The 15,769-nt window shown below is 35.9% G+C and carries 12 protein-coding genes; 3 read left to right on the forward strand and 9 right to left on the reverse strand.

The window, feature by feature from the left end:
* Positions 1 to 65 precede the first annotated feature (65 nt).
* Together OLM61_RS18260 and OLM61_RS18265 are read left to right on the forward strand one after the other, a co-directional pair.
* Positions 66 to 1,847, forward strand: coding sequence for a type IIL restriction-modification enzyme MmeI (locus OLM61_RS18260; RefSeq protein WP_264524025.1), 1,782 nt, complete (start codon positions 66 to 68; stop codon positions 1,845 to 1,847).
* A gap of 211 nt (positions 1,848 to 2,058) precedes the next feature.
* Positions 2,059 to 2,952, forward strand: coding sequence for a hypothetical protein (locus tag OLM61_RS18265; RefSeq protein WP_264524026.1), 894 nt, complete (start codon positions 2,059 to 2,061; stop codon positions 2,950 to 2,952).
* Between the two features lie 208 nt (positions 2,953 to 3,160).
* On the opposite strand, the gene OLM61_RS18270 is transcribed toward OLM61_RS18265, so the two are convergent.
* The 7 genes from OLM61_RS18270 to OLM61_RS18300 all read right to left on the reverse strand — a co-directional run bounded on the left by OLM61_RS18270 (position 3,161) and on the right by OLM61_RS18300 (position 11,896).
* Entirely contained in the window at positions 3,161 to 3,748 is a 588-nt protein-coding gene (locus OLM61_RS18270) for a hypothetical protein (protein WP_264524027.1), read from the reverse strand.
* Positions 3,749 to 3,874: 126 nt separating this feature from the next.
* Positions 3,875 to 4,942, reverse strand: a complete 1,068-nt coding sequence (locus OLM61_RS18275) for an MBL fold metallo-hydrolase (protein WP_264524028.1) — start codon at positions 4,940 to 4,942, stop codon at positions 3,875 to 3,877.
* Positions 4,932 to 6,200, reverse strand: a complete 1,269-nt coding sequence (locus OLM61_RS18280; RefSeq protein ID WP_264524029.1) for a hypothetical protein — start codon at positions 6,198 to 6,200, stop codon at positions 4,932 to 4,934. The genes OLM61_RS18275 and OLM61_RS18280 overlap by 11 nt, the downstream gene beginning before the upstream one ends.
* A gap of 7 nt (positions 6,201 to 6,207) precedes the next feature.
* Positions 6,208 to 7,344 (reverse strand): caspase family protein, encoded by a 1,137-nt coding sequence (locus tag OLM61_RS18285; RefSeq protein ID WP_264524030.1) that lies wholly within the window; start codon positions 7,342 to 7,344, stop codon positions 6,208 to 6,210.
* A gap of 24 nt (positions 7,345 to 7,368) precedes the next feature.
* Positions 7,369 to 9,420: a patatin-like phospholipase family protein gene (locus OLM61_RS18290; protein ID WP_264524031.1), complete on the reverse strand. Its 2,052-nt coding sequence runs from the start codon at positions 9,418 to 9,420 to the stop codon at positions 7,369 to 7,371.
* A 722-nt stretch (positions 9,421 to 10,142) separates the two neighbouring features.
* Complete coding sequence (locus OLM61_RS18295; RefSeq protein WP_264524032.1) at positions 10,143 to 10,868, reverse strand: LytR/AlgR family response regulator transcription factor; 726 nt, start codon at positions 10,866 to 10,868, stop codon at positions 10,143 to 10,145.
* Positions 10,868 to 11,896: a sensor histidine kinase gene (locus OLM61_RS18300; protein WP_264524033.1), complete on the reverse strand. Its 1,029-nt coding sequence runs from the start codon at positions 11,894 to 11,896 to the stop codon at positions 10,868 to 10,870. The genes OLM61_RS18295 and OLM61_RS18300 overlap by 1 nt, the downstream gene beginning before the upstream one ends.
* A 201-nt stretch (positions 11,897 to 12,097) precedes the next feature.
* Between OLM61_RS18300 and OLM61_RS18305 the strand changes: the two genes are divergently transcribed.
* Positions 12,098 to 14,476 carry an outer membrane beta-barrel protein gene (locus OLM61_RS18305; protein ID WP_264524034.1) on the forward strand — a complete coding sequence of 793 codons (2,379 nt, stop codon included), beginning with the start codon at positions 12,098 to 12,100 and terminating at the stop codon, positions 14,474 to 14,476.
* A gap of 199 nt (positions 14,477 to 14,675) precedes the next feature.
* Here OLM61_RS18305 and OLM61_RS18310 read toward each other — a convergent pair whose 3' ends face one another.
* Complete coding sequence (locus OLM61_RS18310) at positions 14,676 to 15,119, reverse strand: hypothetical protein (RefSeq protein ID WP_264524035.1); 444 nt, start codon at positions 15,117 to 15,119, stop codon at positions 14,676 to 14,678.
* A 6-nt stretch (positions 15,120 to 15,125) separates the two neighbouring features.
* Entirely contained in the window at positions 15,126 to 15,758 is a 633-nt protein-coding gene (locus tag OLM61_RS18315) for a hypothetical protein (protein WP_264524036.1), read from the reverse strand.
* Positions 15,759 to 15,769 lie beyond the last annotated feature (11 nt).

Raw genomic sequence — 15,769 nt, forward strand, 5'->3', positions numbered from 1 at the left:
AAAATGATTTTGTTATTGTACGATTTACTAATATTAATCAGTTCCTTTATTTTTAAACTTATATTATGGATATACAGCCTTTGTTTACGGAAAACTTTCTCTCAAATTATATTCCAGAATTCAAATTATCTAATGTTCCCAATATTAGACTGGCCAGAAATATTATTGACAGTTTGATCGAGGAACTGCATTCAGGAAAAATAGAAAGTGCAAAGGAGGAGGAATTTAAATCCAGATTCTTGAATGAATTTTTCGGCGATGTTTTAGGTTTTAATTACGGCAACTCAAACTACTGGACAATAAGAGAAGAAGCAAAGACAAATTTAGACGGCACCAAACCGGACGGGGTACTGGGCTTTTTTTCCAAAGACAAGGCCCTTAATGATGTCAGGGCGGTAATTGAAATTAAAGATGCTGATACAGATCTGGATAAAAAGCAAAAGAGAGCCGACTCCAAATCTGCTGTTGCCCAAGCATTTGAGTATGCAACAAAAATGGGGTTAAACTGCAGGTGGGTGATCGTTTCTAATTTTAAAGAAATACGGTTTTATTCTTCCAAATTTCAAGGCAGCTATCAGGTATTTTTTCTTGACGATCTAAGAAATGAAAATAAGCTTAAAGAAATTTTATTTTTATTTCATAAAGACCGTTTTATAACCAAACAGGAAAAGTCAAGCACAGATAAGCTTTATAAAATCAGCCTTAAAAAACTAAAAGAAAATGAAAAGCCCAGACATATTGTAGATGAGATATACTCTGCGTTAATCCCGTTCAAAGGGCTGCGGTATATTGATCCTACTTACCTGGCGGGAATAAAACCTTTCAATATTCTTAATGAAAATGTATGGCATTATAGAGATAATATCCTGCTTACCCTGAATCCAAAGATGTATGAATTGTTTAAAGGCCTGGATTTTAGTGAAGGCACTATAACAATTACTGATGAACTGAAACAAGAATTAGAACATTGTAAAGTAATTGAATACAATGACAAAATAAATGAGTTTATAAAGATTCTAAACCACTCCCAAATAAACAAAATAAGCTGTATCAAGGATTATAAAAATGTAATAAGAGCAAGATCTAACGGACTTGGTTTTTCATATAAACAGCATTTTCATTTTTCTAAGGAAGAAGGCTTCACCAAAAACATCGATATAGTAAAATATGCGTCCTGCGATTGTGTCTGCTGCAATTTAGAAACCCTTGATTTTAAATATCTTTTAAGCAAGCTTAAAACCGCCAAAAATAAAGAAGAGTATCTGACTCTTGAGTATGCCTATGGCAATTATCTTGTTTCGGCAAATAACTATAAGGACGCTTTTACTATTTATAAGGCTTTCAGTGAAAAAATCAAAGGAAAAGAAGGTTTTGAAGTGCAATACTTTTTAGCTAAGCTGAATATGAAATATCTGCTCAATCTAATATGGGAAGATGAAACGCTGAAGGATAGTTTTGAAATTAAGCAGGAAATACGGAGTATTGATTTAAACAAAATCCTGTACCAGGAAATAGAATACAGCATTAGTGACGACGTTAGGAATTACCTCCATAATATAAAAGACAATAAACTGTTCTTATCCGTAAAAGATAAAGTCGATACATTAGCACAAAACATAACCAATTTAAAAACCTATTATGAAAAGGGGGAACATCAGAGTGCTTTTGGCTCAGATCATATCAATGAACTGGCAGCTGAATTTAACCGCCTCCACTTATTTTTAAACACCAATAGAATTATCTACAATGCTTTTGGCGATTATAAAGTTCTCACTGCCAAAATTTTTAACGGTTTTTTAGAAAGCTACCTGACAAAAGGAGCGGGACTGACTTCTTTCAATTCCTAATTATTTAAAAAAGTTCCTGATCAATGTAAATCCTGATGAGTTTAAAAAAATACTTTCAAAAACTGAATCAATAAAAATTGATCAACAATGCGAAATTGTAATCGTTGCCAGCATAACAAACTTATGAAAATCATATTATGAAAATGGTATATTTGCCAATTCGCCTTATAAATGCAGCGTTACCGAGGAGTACTTGATTGACTTTCATTTCGTGGGAAGATATGCAGGATTAGTTTCAAATTCATTCAAACTTTTATCAAAAATTAATATTTCCAAAAATTCCTTCCACTCATTGAGCCCCGTTATTATTAATTATTTACTTATCGAGGATCATCTGGCATGGTATCATCTGCAGGAGTTAGGCAGCTTTATTGCCATAAAGGGAGATTGTTTTTTACCGGAACAGTTAATTCAAATATTAGAAATTGCTGTTGACAGGGATAAACCCAACAATAATAAGTATGAACGATTATTAAAAGAAATCTCAATAGCACTGAATAAATTCTTTCCCAAAACAAAAATTACCAAAAAACGGTTAATAAATAAAGTAATCGGCAACATAGACGGCATCCATAAATGGAGATATGTACCATATTTATTGAATATCGCTGATGAGCAGTGTAAAGAGATTCTAAATTCAGAAATTGAAGAAATGCTGGATGAAAAGTTCCATAGTCAACTTTATGATAATCTGATTAGAGAAAAATTATATGACTACAGAAAGAAGGATTATTTTAAAAGATATGTTGAAGAAATAAAACTCAACAGAGAAAAAGGTTTTAAAAATGAGTTTAAAAAAGGCAGACCTGTTTTTGATGGAAATACGTTTTATAACTTTATCATTTTATTAAACATCCTCCAAATTGACAAGAAATCAGAATTATTAAACGGATTTGATCATATTTCAGATTTTGAAAGATGGCTGTTGAATCCTTATGAATATGATTACACAAACTTTAATGCGAAATGGATATTGGCCGCAGACAATGTCTATGTTTTGAAAAGTCTCAAAGGTATAAAACCTTTAATTAATGCGGTGGAAACAGAACTTAAAGGAAATTATAATGCTACGATTTCAGAGATATTTTATAAAAATTTATTGTGATTTAAAAATGCATTAAAGAATAATTTAAAGCATTCTAAGAGGATTTTCCCAGTACAGCAAGCAGTCAGCAAAAAATGAAATCCGGCTTGCAGCAAAAAAATGGCACAGGCAGCATGATAAAGAAAAGATAGACTGTTAAATGGATTTATATTTACTCCTTCCTCCGCTGGTTGTAACTTCTGCGGAGGTATCAGGCTTTTAATTTCATTTACAAATCGCCTTTTGCTTTTGTCTTGATGATGCTGCTGTTTATTTTGTCCGAATAGGATAATAGAACATAACAGCGTGTCATGCCTTCATGCTGGATTGACAGTTGAATTTCCCCCTTGCCGGTTTTCCAGATGGAAAAATATTTACAATTGTCAAATTTAACCTTGTACATCCTTGCACTGTCGTCGTGCGGCTGTGAAGAAGAATCAAACTTTTCAACTACTTCTCCAGGTGTCCCATATTTTTCAGTAAGCATTTCTTTCAAATCAAAGTAATTTCCTGAAAGTGAAGACCATACATCCTTTTCAGGAAATATAACGGCTATTTTGTAAACCAGATCTTTCTGTTTCAATGTTGAGACACCGACAATACAGTCTTTATAGCCAGCAAACTCTCCACTCAGCACTGCAGTCCCATTTTCAGTTCCCAAATTCTTAAACCCATACTGCTCCATTTTCAAAACATATTCATTAAGTGTTCCGTCTAAAGAAACTCCTTTAAAAACCAGATGTTCTGACGATTGGGAATAGCTTAAAATGAAAACTGCCAGATTAGAAAGTAACAGTAAAAAAAATTTTGTCTTCATATTTTAAAACTTAAAGGTTTCTGTTAGCTGCAGTTTTCAAATTCAGCCTCCTTACGCCCCCCTTGTGAGGGTAAAAGACTGTATTAAGACCTATTTTGGAATCTGCCGGCTTACATACTTGTCCAACTAATTGTGTAAAGTCACAGTCACACCCTCATTCTCTGGGTACGTTGTTGTATAGCCGTACCTATCCTGGAGTGATAACAATTCCCATATGCGATTGTCTTGGGATTTATAATTGAAGGTGATATTAATATTTGACTTTAAAGTTAGCAGTCTTGCAATTGTAACCGCATCAGGGTGATGGTACATGGTACCGCTGGTAGATATAACAAAATTTCGACAGTCAACCTGCTTCATTAAATCAGGGCTGGTATTGCTTTTACTGCCGTGATGGGAGAGCTTTACCAAATCAAATTCTATACTTTCTTCAAGTCTGTTAAGCGAGCTGCTGATTATTCCCGGAAATGAATCACCGGTAAAAAGAACCGCTTTTCCTTGATAAGCCGCAGCAAAAGCTATGCTGCTCCCATTGGCAGAGGAAGTATCCTCTTTAAATTTTTGGTTTTTAAGCGTTTCGACATCTGGTATTTCGGGCACTCCAAATGCCTCCGCATTTCCTGTATTTATAGCAGCTGGAATTTCTCCAAATCCAGGATCAAGTCCTGCCTTCCTGACTTCATTTTCCCAGTCTCTTCGAAGATTCATTAAGTTCTGCTTCATTGGCGAAAGCAATGTAAGTTCCATACCTCCGTCAAGCCTGATCATTGGCAAGGATCCTTCTTTTGGAACCACTACGGCACCGCCGCCAAAATGAGAATTCCACGGAATTCTGTGTTTTAGTATCGCCGCGGTTAGACGCTCTCCCTGAACGGCACCAAAAGGCTCTACAGAAGGATTTGGCTGAAGATGTTTCCATCCGTTAAACCAAACCGACTTTATTTCACAAATCAATAATTCCTCTTCCAGCAGATTTAAAACGCCTTCGATGTGATCCCTGTCAATATGGGTGATAACCAGCAATTCGATCACACGCTTCTCTTTTGGAATTTTTTCGAAAAACTCCTCAATATGTGCTTTTGTTCCGCCGGTTCCGCCATCAATAAGAATGTAGCTGTTTTTATCAGCTGTCCCGTATTCAACCACGATGCAGTCACCGTAACGGGCAGGTAAAAAATTAATATTATATTTCATGGCGAACGGATTCATTTAATTTTTGCATAATATCATAACTTAGTGCATTACCCAGCAAACCGCTGCCTGTAATTAAGGGCGGAAGAATTGGATTGCCAAACAATTTCTTATCAGGCAGTTCCGGATACGAACCATAATAGGTTGTTGTTTCTTTTGAGCTGTCTGAATTGGCCAAAAAAGCCCTCACTTCTTTTAATGCTTTTTCAATAGGCTCATCTTTCAGCTCAAAGGTATAAGAGCACATCACCAGACCATCGTAAAGCAGGCGAACACCTTCACTGAACACAGGCATTCCAGCTTCCATCGAGCTTAAAAAAGCGTTTCTGATCCTGCGGTCATTTTTTTCAAGTGCTGTTTTGGTATCATTTTCCAAGATCATCTGCCACGCATAGATAATATGGCCATCAGGAAGCCACTTAAACCATCGTGATAAATTCTCTGCCCAGTTGTGCATGCGCAATAATTCACCTGTCTTAAGCAGATAATACCCGCCAATAGCAGCAGCTGCAGGATCACTGATTTTTTCCTGTAAAAGATCTTCCGCATCATCAAGGTTCCACAATGACTTTGCTCTGGCCATATCACCTGAGTTCATCAGTGAAAGCAATGCCTGCGCTTTTTGATTGGACAGCTTAAGTGTCACGTCATAGAACGCAGTGCTGTAAGGATTTAGCGATTTTCTTATCACGCATTTTACAGCATTTGCTTTGGGTATCGAGATAAACTGTGATACACGATTTGGATTCTGGATCTCTAGGAGATGGAACTGCCCTGCAGGTCTTATAGAAACGGTTAATTCGCCGCTGATTAATTTCTCCTGCTTAATCTGGGGCAGTAATTTTGTAGTCCATACACCATTCTGCCTTGTCCATAAACGTGCTACGGTTATACCTAATTCCAAGTTGCCATTTATGGGATCGCCATTCACTAAAATCTTGTGTACAAAAATGGAATCCGGCAATCTATTCAGGGGAGTCAGCTCTGAAGGCAAAATCGAGATCTGCTCGGAAAGGCGCTTTTCATCGCGCAGATCAAAAATAATTTTGACTGCGCCTTTTCTAACTGCTGCAGCAATCATATCATATCGCCTACCAGAAACTAAATTTAGCCTGATGGTATATAATTGATCGGGCAAAGAAAAAGTGTAATTGCTTTGTGAGATCCAATGCTCTTCAATTACGGCGAAATTGGCATCAAGTGCCTGAAGCTGCATAGGCTCCTTATTCCGCCTTCCAAGAATCTGTACTTTTATATCCATATCTATTTTATATGCAGTTTATTTCTTCCTTGCAAAAAGGCGGTGCTACAGATTTGACTTTGGATCTGCCAACATATCCTCCCTGCGTGAAACTGGCGCCCAGCTGATAAATTCCCGCCGTAACATTTACATTCCATGGCTCCATCGCAGGTGCTCTGCTATCGCCTGTATTGCTATTTAATTCAATGTACGATAATGAGGCGTGCGGTAAAGCCTGTTCGGGATTGCATGTGATAAGCAGTGGAACTGTTGGCGGGGTGGAAAAACGCAGTATTGGCCTCACATCACTTGTAGAAGTTATACATCGCTGGTCATAACCCTGCTCAATGGCTATATCCCGAAGAAATTCTGTCATTTTTGAGGAAAGTTTCCCCATTGAAACCATCCAGGATTCGCCAGCATCATTATCAGCTGCATTTCCTTTAAGAGCACCAATAAGTGCCTTAGTGTAGAAAGATACATCATTGGTAATGCCGTACGCAGCCTCATTTGGTGCCGCGGCCTTCTGCACCAGGCTATATCTGCATTCCCTGTTGAAACGATTAGGCGGTTCAATAGGATTTCTCGGAAGTTCGGTAGACAGCATATCAGGTGTCAGCTGTCGGCAGGAATCAATCAAAAATATTTGCGTCTGCGCCTGACAAGACAAAAAAGCACGGCGTGTCATATCGAATGCAAAAGATCCTTCCCAAGCATTATCAGGGTATTCGCCAAAATCTTCGGCAAGAAGATACTGCTCTCCATTATCCAAACCATGCCCGCAAAAAAAGAAAATGGCAGTATTCCCTTCATGCTCATTACAGCGATTCTTCCAGTTCCTATAAGCCGTTTTAATGTTTCTAAGTGTTGCCGCATCATGCTCCTTGCCAACAAATACCTGGGAAGCATCTGCCGGTGCAGAGACAAGCACTTCAACGCTGCCCAAAGGAGTTATCCAAGAGTTATTGTTTTCCAATTCTATAACACAATTGTAAAATGCCTCAGCTGAAACCGCTGGCGATCCCAACTGCCCCATTAGCTGAGCGCCATCAAAACTCTGCTGGACAGCATTGGCTCCCCCTTTCAAAAAAGGATATGCTCCTATACCAATAATCAATATATGGGTGGATGGTTCTTGACGAGGGCTATTAAAATATAAAGCCATAATTTAATTGTTTTTTTACAAAATTCAAATATTTATTTTGGGATCGGTAAGTACATCATATAAAAACATCGGGGCTCTTTCGAAGTTTAACATCATATCTTTTAATTGCTCTAGAACCATTTCTATTCGCTGCCTTGATTCTTTGCTTAAAGCAGAAAAGTTTCTGCTATGCCTCAATGATAAAGTATAGCGAAGAAGACTCGTGCAGGTGCTGAACTGTCCTGTAGCGATAATGGCCTTGCGCACATTCTCTGTTCCTTCCGTTTCCTCTTCAGATGAAAACCATAATGTCGTGGGAGCGCTGTAGGCAATCTCTGCCAGGTCCTGCATTTGAGAAGTTAATCTGCAGTAAGTGAGGATATCTTTTTCAAAGTCTTCTTTTCGTCTGGTGTATTTTTCTTTGTCTTCATCTTCAGCGAAAACCTCAAAATCAGCATCTCTGCGATTTTTATCATTGGTATACGAGAGTCTGTAAATAGGATTATTTACATGTCGATACTTATAGTGCTCATTGCTGAAAAACTGATCGTAAATAAGACGGCGCACCTGTTTTAAGAAAACATCGCTAATCATGGTCTGAGCTGATTCTACCCTGGTATAAATCATATTTAAAATCTGCTCTGTTTTAACCCCTTTAAGGTATGCAATCATTCTTAAAATCGTTTTATTTCTAAAATTAGGTTCTGGGAAATAATGTGAATAAAGATCTTCCAAGGTATCACTGCTTAAAACCTGCGTAAACAATCTTGACCTGATTATACCCCTTATTTTATATTTTACATATACTATTGCGGCCAGAAGAAGCAGCAATACTGCTTCAGACAAAACTGATCCAAAGGAAATACCTTCAAGAAAAAGAATTAATATGGAAGCTATATTGAATGCAATAACACCATAAAATACAAATGAGAACCATTTTTGGGTATTCTTTTGGTACAGTTTTAAAGTATTCCAATAGCTTTCAATGCTCTTTTGGTTCCAGATTTCCCCTTTTACTGCAGGTTCACTAAAGGGCTTCATATAAAAACTGGCAACGTCGCTTACCATCATTAAATCAAATCTGCTCTTAAAGGTCTTTTCCTCTTTTAGCGAATTCATTTTTTTTCTTTTATTGGCAAGCATTAAACTAATAAGTCCCTGATTATCACAGATTCCTCCATCCATCAAACCAAATTCACCCTTATCTACAAATTTTTTTTCATCAAAAGCCCTGCTGCTTTTAGAATTGGTGAGCTTGTACTGCTCTCCTTCCCTCCAGCTGTTTGTCTTTAATTCAACTGCCTGTTTTAAGTCTTCTATCTGCGGTCCATTGAAATAAGAAAAATCCCGGGGAAAGATAATCGGTTCAAAACCTAGCGGAAAACAGGAAGAAGATGCCAAAATATCGCCCAGACGGATCTGTCTTAATGTTTTAAAAGAATTTTCAGAGTCTTTCCAATTAATGCCCATATTGCGGTTTCCCAGCTTACCGCCTTTTTTCTCTTTCCAGTTCTTTTGAGAGCCTTGAAAACGAAAAGAAAGTCCAGTATAAAATTCTGTGGCATTAAAACAAAATTCCTTTAAATGAGTTGTTTGATTACCTTGATCTTCAGACATAATAAAATCAAGGCATTTTTCATCTTCATTTAAAAAATCGAGCAGCGAAATATGATAAGCCCTTGCAAAAGCATTTATTGGATTGCGTTTTTTTTCTCCATCCTTCCAATAACTGTCTTGTTTTAAAATATCCAATGCCTGATGAATTAAAAATTCGCCAGTAAGCTTCTTGTTTAAATCTCCAAAAAAATCTCCGAATGATTTACCCTTCCGAAGTGCTGCCGTATACACCAGTAAGGTAATGGTTCCTCCTGAAGCTGATGAAATGAATTCAACTTTATCAAGAAGACGCAAAGTCTTCCCTCCCGGGTTATTGATTTTAAGAGCATCAAAAACGCTTAAAACTCCTAAACCGTATGCTGCTGCACGGAAACCTCCTCCCGATAAAGCAAATCCAATTGACTCAAAGGGATGCTGAGGAAAGGTGCATATATGATCGCCATCAAAAAATGTTTCTTCAGTAGTACTAGCTTCTTTCATAAAAGATTATTAAAGTGTTCAAAGCTATTTTAAGAATGTCATTCCGATACTTGAAAATCATTCAGACTAAATAATCCAAAATAAAATAACAGTGGAATTATAATGCTACTACAAATCTAATATTAAAAAAAATAAGGCATACACGCAAAAATACCCCTTTTAATTTTAGAAACGTATTGATAACAAATAATCTTCTTATCTAAAGAGAAATAAGTCGATTTTTAACCTCAATCGAACGACAATTAATGAATTAAATTAAATATTTTTATTTGTCCAGAAAATTAGCAAATCAAATGTCTAACAAAATTTCTTTTTATGAGATTAAAACCAGATGGATCTCTAATATCCTCACCAAATATTGATTTGAATAATCTTCGATTTATTGTATAATTTTACTAATAACCAAATCGTTTTCTTTAACAGTAATAAATTTTATTTTCAAGTTCTTATAAAAACAATTACACTTCAACAAGTTTAAATATAAATGTGTTTTAACATTTTTTAACGTTTAACCTCTACAGGACAAGCAAACCGTTTCTAAATGAAAAATTAAAATAATTATCTTACAAATTAACTTAAAAGTAAGCCAATTTCTTTAAATCTTGCATAAAATGATTTGGATTTTGTATCGTAGGGGTCACAAAAATCCCATTTCTTACGAAGTGGGATTTTTTTTGCTCTTTAGTTCTGTATGACGCAAAGTATATAGTCTTTAAAAAAAATTAAATTTCGAATCGTTCTATCCTCTCAAAAAAATCATTTCTGTAGGTATCACCAATTGGAAGGCATTTCCCTGAAACCCAGACTTCATTATTGTCTGTTTTTTCAATTTTGCCGATGGCGACGATAAATGATTTATGAATCTTTACAAACTGGTTACTAGGCAGGTTTTCTTCAAAATATTTTAAAGTATTGTAGGTTACCACCTGTTCGGATGAAGTATGCAGTACTACATAATTTTTTATGCTCTCTAAATAATTGATAGCTCTGACCTCAATACGCTGATAGCGTTTTTTCCCATCGGTTTTGACAAAAAAGTAATCGTCAATGTTCGTTTGCACAGGTGTATTTACAACGGTATGTTCTATTTGCTGTTTGCGAACTTTTTCTACAGCTACAATAAAACGTTCAAATGCTATGGGTTTGAGAAGATAATCTATTGCATTCACTTCAAAACCTTCTATTGCAAATTGTGGGTAAGCAGTAGTAAATACGATTTTTACCTTGTCCTTAATAATTGCTGAAAGCTGTATACCGTTAAGATCAGGCATTTGTATATCGAGAAACACCACATCAGGTTTGTGTTTTTCTATGAGCACAAGTGCATCTAAAGCCCGCGTGCAGCTGGCAATACATTTTATTCCCTGAAGCTGCTCGAAATATTTTTGAAGCAGACGTATCGCAGGAGGTTCGTCATCTACAATTATAGCAGTAAGGTAATCGCTCATCAACTCAAAGGCATATTTAGGGTTACTTTGTGGCAGCTATCATCTTTTAAAATAATAAGAGTATGGTTATCAGGATACATTAAACGCAGTCGCTGGCTTATGTTTTTGTTTCCTACACCGTGCTCATCATAGCTTTTAGTAATTCGGTATTTATTGTCTGATGTAAATATAAGTCTTCCGTTTTCAATTTTCAGCTTTATCGTTACGGGATTTTCAAAATCATCGCTGACGCCATGCTTAAGCGCATTTTCAAGAAAATGAATCAGCATTAACGACGGTATTCTGTAATTACCCAAATTATCAGGATGTATAAAATCTATGGCCACCATACCATCAAAACGTCTTTTAAACAGATCGATATAATTTTGCAGGAACATCGTTTCGTCTTTGAGCAGCACCATATCATTTTCGCTTTCATACGTAACATAACGCAGCATTTCCGATAGTTTCATTATATCGGCGGCTACTTCCGGGTTAGTGTCATACAAATCGGAGTAGAAACCATTCAGCGAGTTAAATAAAAAGTGCGGACTGAGCTGGTTTTTTAAAGCCTGTAGTTCAGCGTATTTCTTTTCTAAAGTCAGCTGGTTCACCTGGGCACTGGTATTCCAAAGATATTTCAAAAAGTAACCTACCAGACTAAACAACAGCACTCTTATAGAAAAATACGAATTATCATAAATATAGTACAGCGGCGTCAAGGTTCTCATATTGTAATTGTGCCTGCCTGTTATTTCAAAAAGCAACATTTCCTCATAAGCAAAACGCAATAAGGGAAAAAGAATAATTAGGCTGAATTGCGCCAGGATCAATAGATACCATTTTTTAAAGGGAATTGTTCTGGGGCAGATAATAAGATAGTTGAGATAAAAAATCAGCAGTTCTAACGACACAAAACCAATGTTTTGCAACATACTCCATGGATTGTCTAAATCCTTATATATTGTTATGCTTTTTAGCAGTTGGTCCAGCCCCACAAATAAGGTCCAGAACAAAATGTGATACAGTATTTCCTTTTTTCTGCTCATACTGCTAAAGTAATTCTTTTCGATCATAAAGGCAACTTCACTGGCTTAACAGGATTAATTGCAGGATAAACAATAGAGATTGCACAACGAAATACAAAACGAGATGCAGCTTAGGTTTTGTTTTATAAAATAAGCAATTGGTACTGAATCAATTTTGAAGAAAAATAAACAGAGTAACATTACAGCGTAAATCAATCCAACATGAAAAAACTACTGTTTATAACCGCCACGCTTTTATTACCTTTGATTAATCTGGCACAAACAACGATTAAAGGTACTGTAAAAGATCAAAATAACACCACCCCCATTCCCTTTGCATCAGTATCTGTTACTGACGAAAATCAAAAAAAAATAGCTGCCACAGAAACGGATAAAACTGGTCATTACGCTTTACCCCTTCCCGCTTCCTTTACATATGGCAGTCTCTTAGTAACTTGCCTTGGTTATACCAAATACAGTCAAGAAATTAAAGCTCCCAGCCTGCCAGATATCCTGGATATTATGTTGGTACAGGATCACAACCAACTTAAGGAAGTGGTTGTGGATACCCGTAAAAATGCAATTACCATAAAAGGGGATAAAACAATATTTGATGTTGATGCCTCTGGTGTAGGAAATGGGAACAACGGACTTGAAACCATAGCCAGGGTGCCGGGTATGCGTCTTGACAAAGACCAAAACCTTGTTTACCGCGGCAGTAAGGACATACAGGTTATGATTAACGGTCGAAAAAGTCTGCTTTCGGGAGATGCCCTGCGAGAATATATACGCTCCTTAAAGGGCTCGGACCTAAAATCAATTGAGATAATAGCACAGCCCTCTTCAAGGTATGAAGCAGCAGGGACAGCAGGAATAATAAACATTGCTCTGAAGAAAAGCAGTGCCACAGGTTTATCGGGGAGTATTTATTCTTCAGCTTACAAAGGCGACTATTTTAAAAGCAGACAAGGTAGAAGATTGTTTTATAACGATTCTCTTTGGACGTTTACTGCAAATGGATCTTACTACAATGGAAAATCTGTCAATTACAGGCATATCAAACAGAACATTAACACCGAAGGAACTGAAAAGATCATAGACCAATACAACACCTGGCTGCCGGTTACTACATTGTCCAGTATGAACTTCGCTGTAGAGAGAAAACTAACTAAAAACCAGATTATAAGCACCGAATGGCAGTTTTACAACGAAAAAAGTAAAGAAACGACCAAGGGCTATACCAATGAATATCTTAACAGCACTTTGCAGAACACGGTTGATCTCAGTCAGTTTTTTAAAGTTCCGGAGAAACGCGTTTCCGGGAATGTGTTTTATAATTTTACCTCCGACAGCCTTACGACAAAACTTGATGTGCAGGCCAACTTTTTACAGTTTAGTAAGAAGAAAAACGGAGTACAGCTTAATGATTATGCAGATGGTGCTTTTATGGAGCTTGCTGGTGAGAACAAAACCTCTTACACTATCGCTAATCTGCAGGCTGATTTTCGTCACAAGCTCTCAAAAAAAATCAATTTTGAAGTTGGTGCCAAGTACTCTTATGTAAAAATGGACTATTACAACCGCTATACGACCAACAATACAGCACTATTGTTTATACCCGACAGTTTACTGGTCAATGACTTTAAATATGATGAAAAACTGCTTTCCGGATATGCCCAGGCGTCCGGTGAATTTGGTAGATGGAACCTGCAGGCAGGAATGCGCACGGAATATTACAACTTTACAGCAGTCTCTCAAATAAATTCGAAAGTAAACAAAGGTAATTACGTTAATTTATTCCCGTCTTTTTCCTTTGGTTACAAGCAGGAAAACAATCAGTATCAGTTTAGCTACAGTAAACGTATCGGCCGACCGAATTACCTGTCGCTGAACCCGTATTACGAATATATAGATGCTTATACCCTGAACATTGGAAATCCGGCACTAAAACCGCAATATTACGACAGTTTTGAACTGAGTTACATCTACAAGAGTAAGCTGAATCTGAGTCTTTACGGCTATCTTTATAAAGACGGCTTTATTCAGGTTATAGACTACCAGCGTGACCAAAACTATAATATTACCTATGATGCCAATGCGACCAAAGGCAGCAGGTTTGGCTTTTCAGCATCTACGCCCTTCCAACCTGCCGACTGGTGGTCAATGCAGTTGAGTTTAGACACCTATTTGACCGGGGAGAAATCGGAAATAAAAAACTTCTCCTATAGCGGAACAGGTTTCGGCTACGATCTTAATTTTTATCAGAGTGCAGACTTAAAAGGCAACTGGAAACTAACCATGAACTGTTTCTACAATGGGCGCTCTACCACGCCAAGCGGTTTTTCAAAAGCTACCTATGACATGAGCTTTACCGCTAAAAAAAGTTTGATGGACAAAAAACTGGTAGTAGAAGGTGGCTGTACAAACCTATTAAAAAGAAGTCTCTACAACGAAACCACTAGAATTAACCATGTATCAACCGACTGGACGAATCGTTGGGAAACACGCAATTTTTATGTGCAACTCACCTACTATTTTGGTTCAGGAAAAAATAAAGAAGTGAAAGCTACCTCACTAAAAGAGGAAACTAAAAGAATGTAAAACGAGAGCACACGTTTAATATTAATCCAATAGGCAAATTTATCCAACTTCAAGAAAAAAAAATTACAATAAGACAAGTATACGTTAAAAGAAAAAGATAAAATGACATTAAGACTTTAAAAAATGAATTAGTTAATAAAAAAATCATTTATAAAAACATATAAATTCAGAATAAAGAGATTCTAAAGTTTTTTTTGTGCTAACTACTTTTTTGAGTAAATAATTCCTTTCCATCACTAAAAATTACTATACCATAATCCTTACTAATAACTATTGTATAGATAACATTCGGCAAAAGCGAACCATATAATGCAGTTCTATATCTACTGCCATAGTTATTTTTAACTTTTAGCTCTTTTTTTATAGGTGTCGAAAAATACTGAGAAATATGAGTTAATGAAAGATCTTCTGATAATAGATGAAATCCATCTTGATAGATGCTTTCAGAAGATGAAACTTCAATTAGTACTTTCAAAATATTTTCATAATTCACTACCGGTAATGTAAATGGTATTTTTTTTTCATTTAACGGTATAACAGGTAAATCATCAAAATCATTATATACTACTAATCCAATACCTTCAAACTTTGCACTCTTTTGACCATTAAAATCAGTACAAAGTTTTATTATTTTTTCTATCATAAAAATTTAAATTAACCTACCTAATAACTTTTTTTGAGCGTATGTAACTTTAATTGTACCGTTATTATTTCTTTGATTATAATACACTCCATCTAAAGTTTTTATATCTTTAAAATATTTTAATTGAGCTGTACCAAGATGATTATTAAGATCAAATAAAGGGGCCGTTTCATTAGAAAAAATATAAAAAACACTAAAAATATCATTGTCCTCACATTTAATTTGTTCAACTTTACTTTCGGAACTGGAGGTATTGAGATTCGTACCAATATCGCCAAAATATGAATATATATGTAATCTTGATGCGGTTTGCTTAATTTCCATAACGCATGTTTTTCTCACTGGAATGCCTGAAATTTGAAAGCTAGATATAACTTCACCAACATAACGCCCATTTAAGTTTGGTATATTAATAAGCCATTCAAATATTTTATACTTCCAGCCAAACTTATCTATTAGTATTATTGTTGACGTAATTAATGTAATTGTCGAAAAAACCCCTACATATGCATAGGCATCATTCAGAATTTTATATTTAATAATAAAATTTTCTATATATTTTGAAATCCAATTATAAAAAACTGAAAGTACTAATATGGTGGCTACTAAATAATTTGTTTTGTAATATTTTAAATTCAAAATAGAAGTAT

The organism is Flavobacterium sp. N502536, assembly GCF_025947345.1.
In the GTDB taxonomy this organism is placed as follows: domain Bacteria; phylum Bacteroidota; class Bacteroidia; order Flavobacteriales; family Flavobacteriaceae; genus Flavobacterium.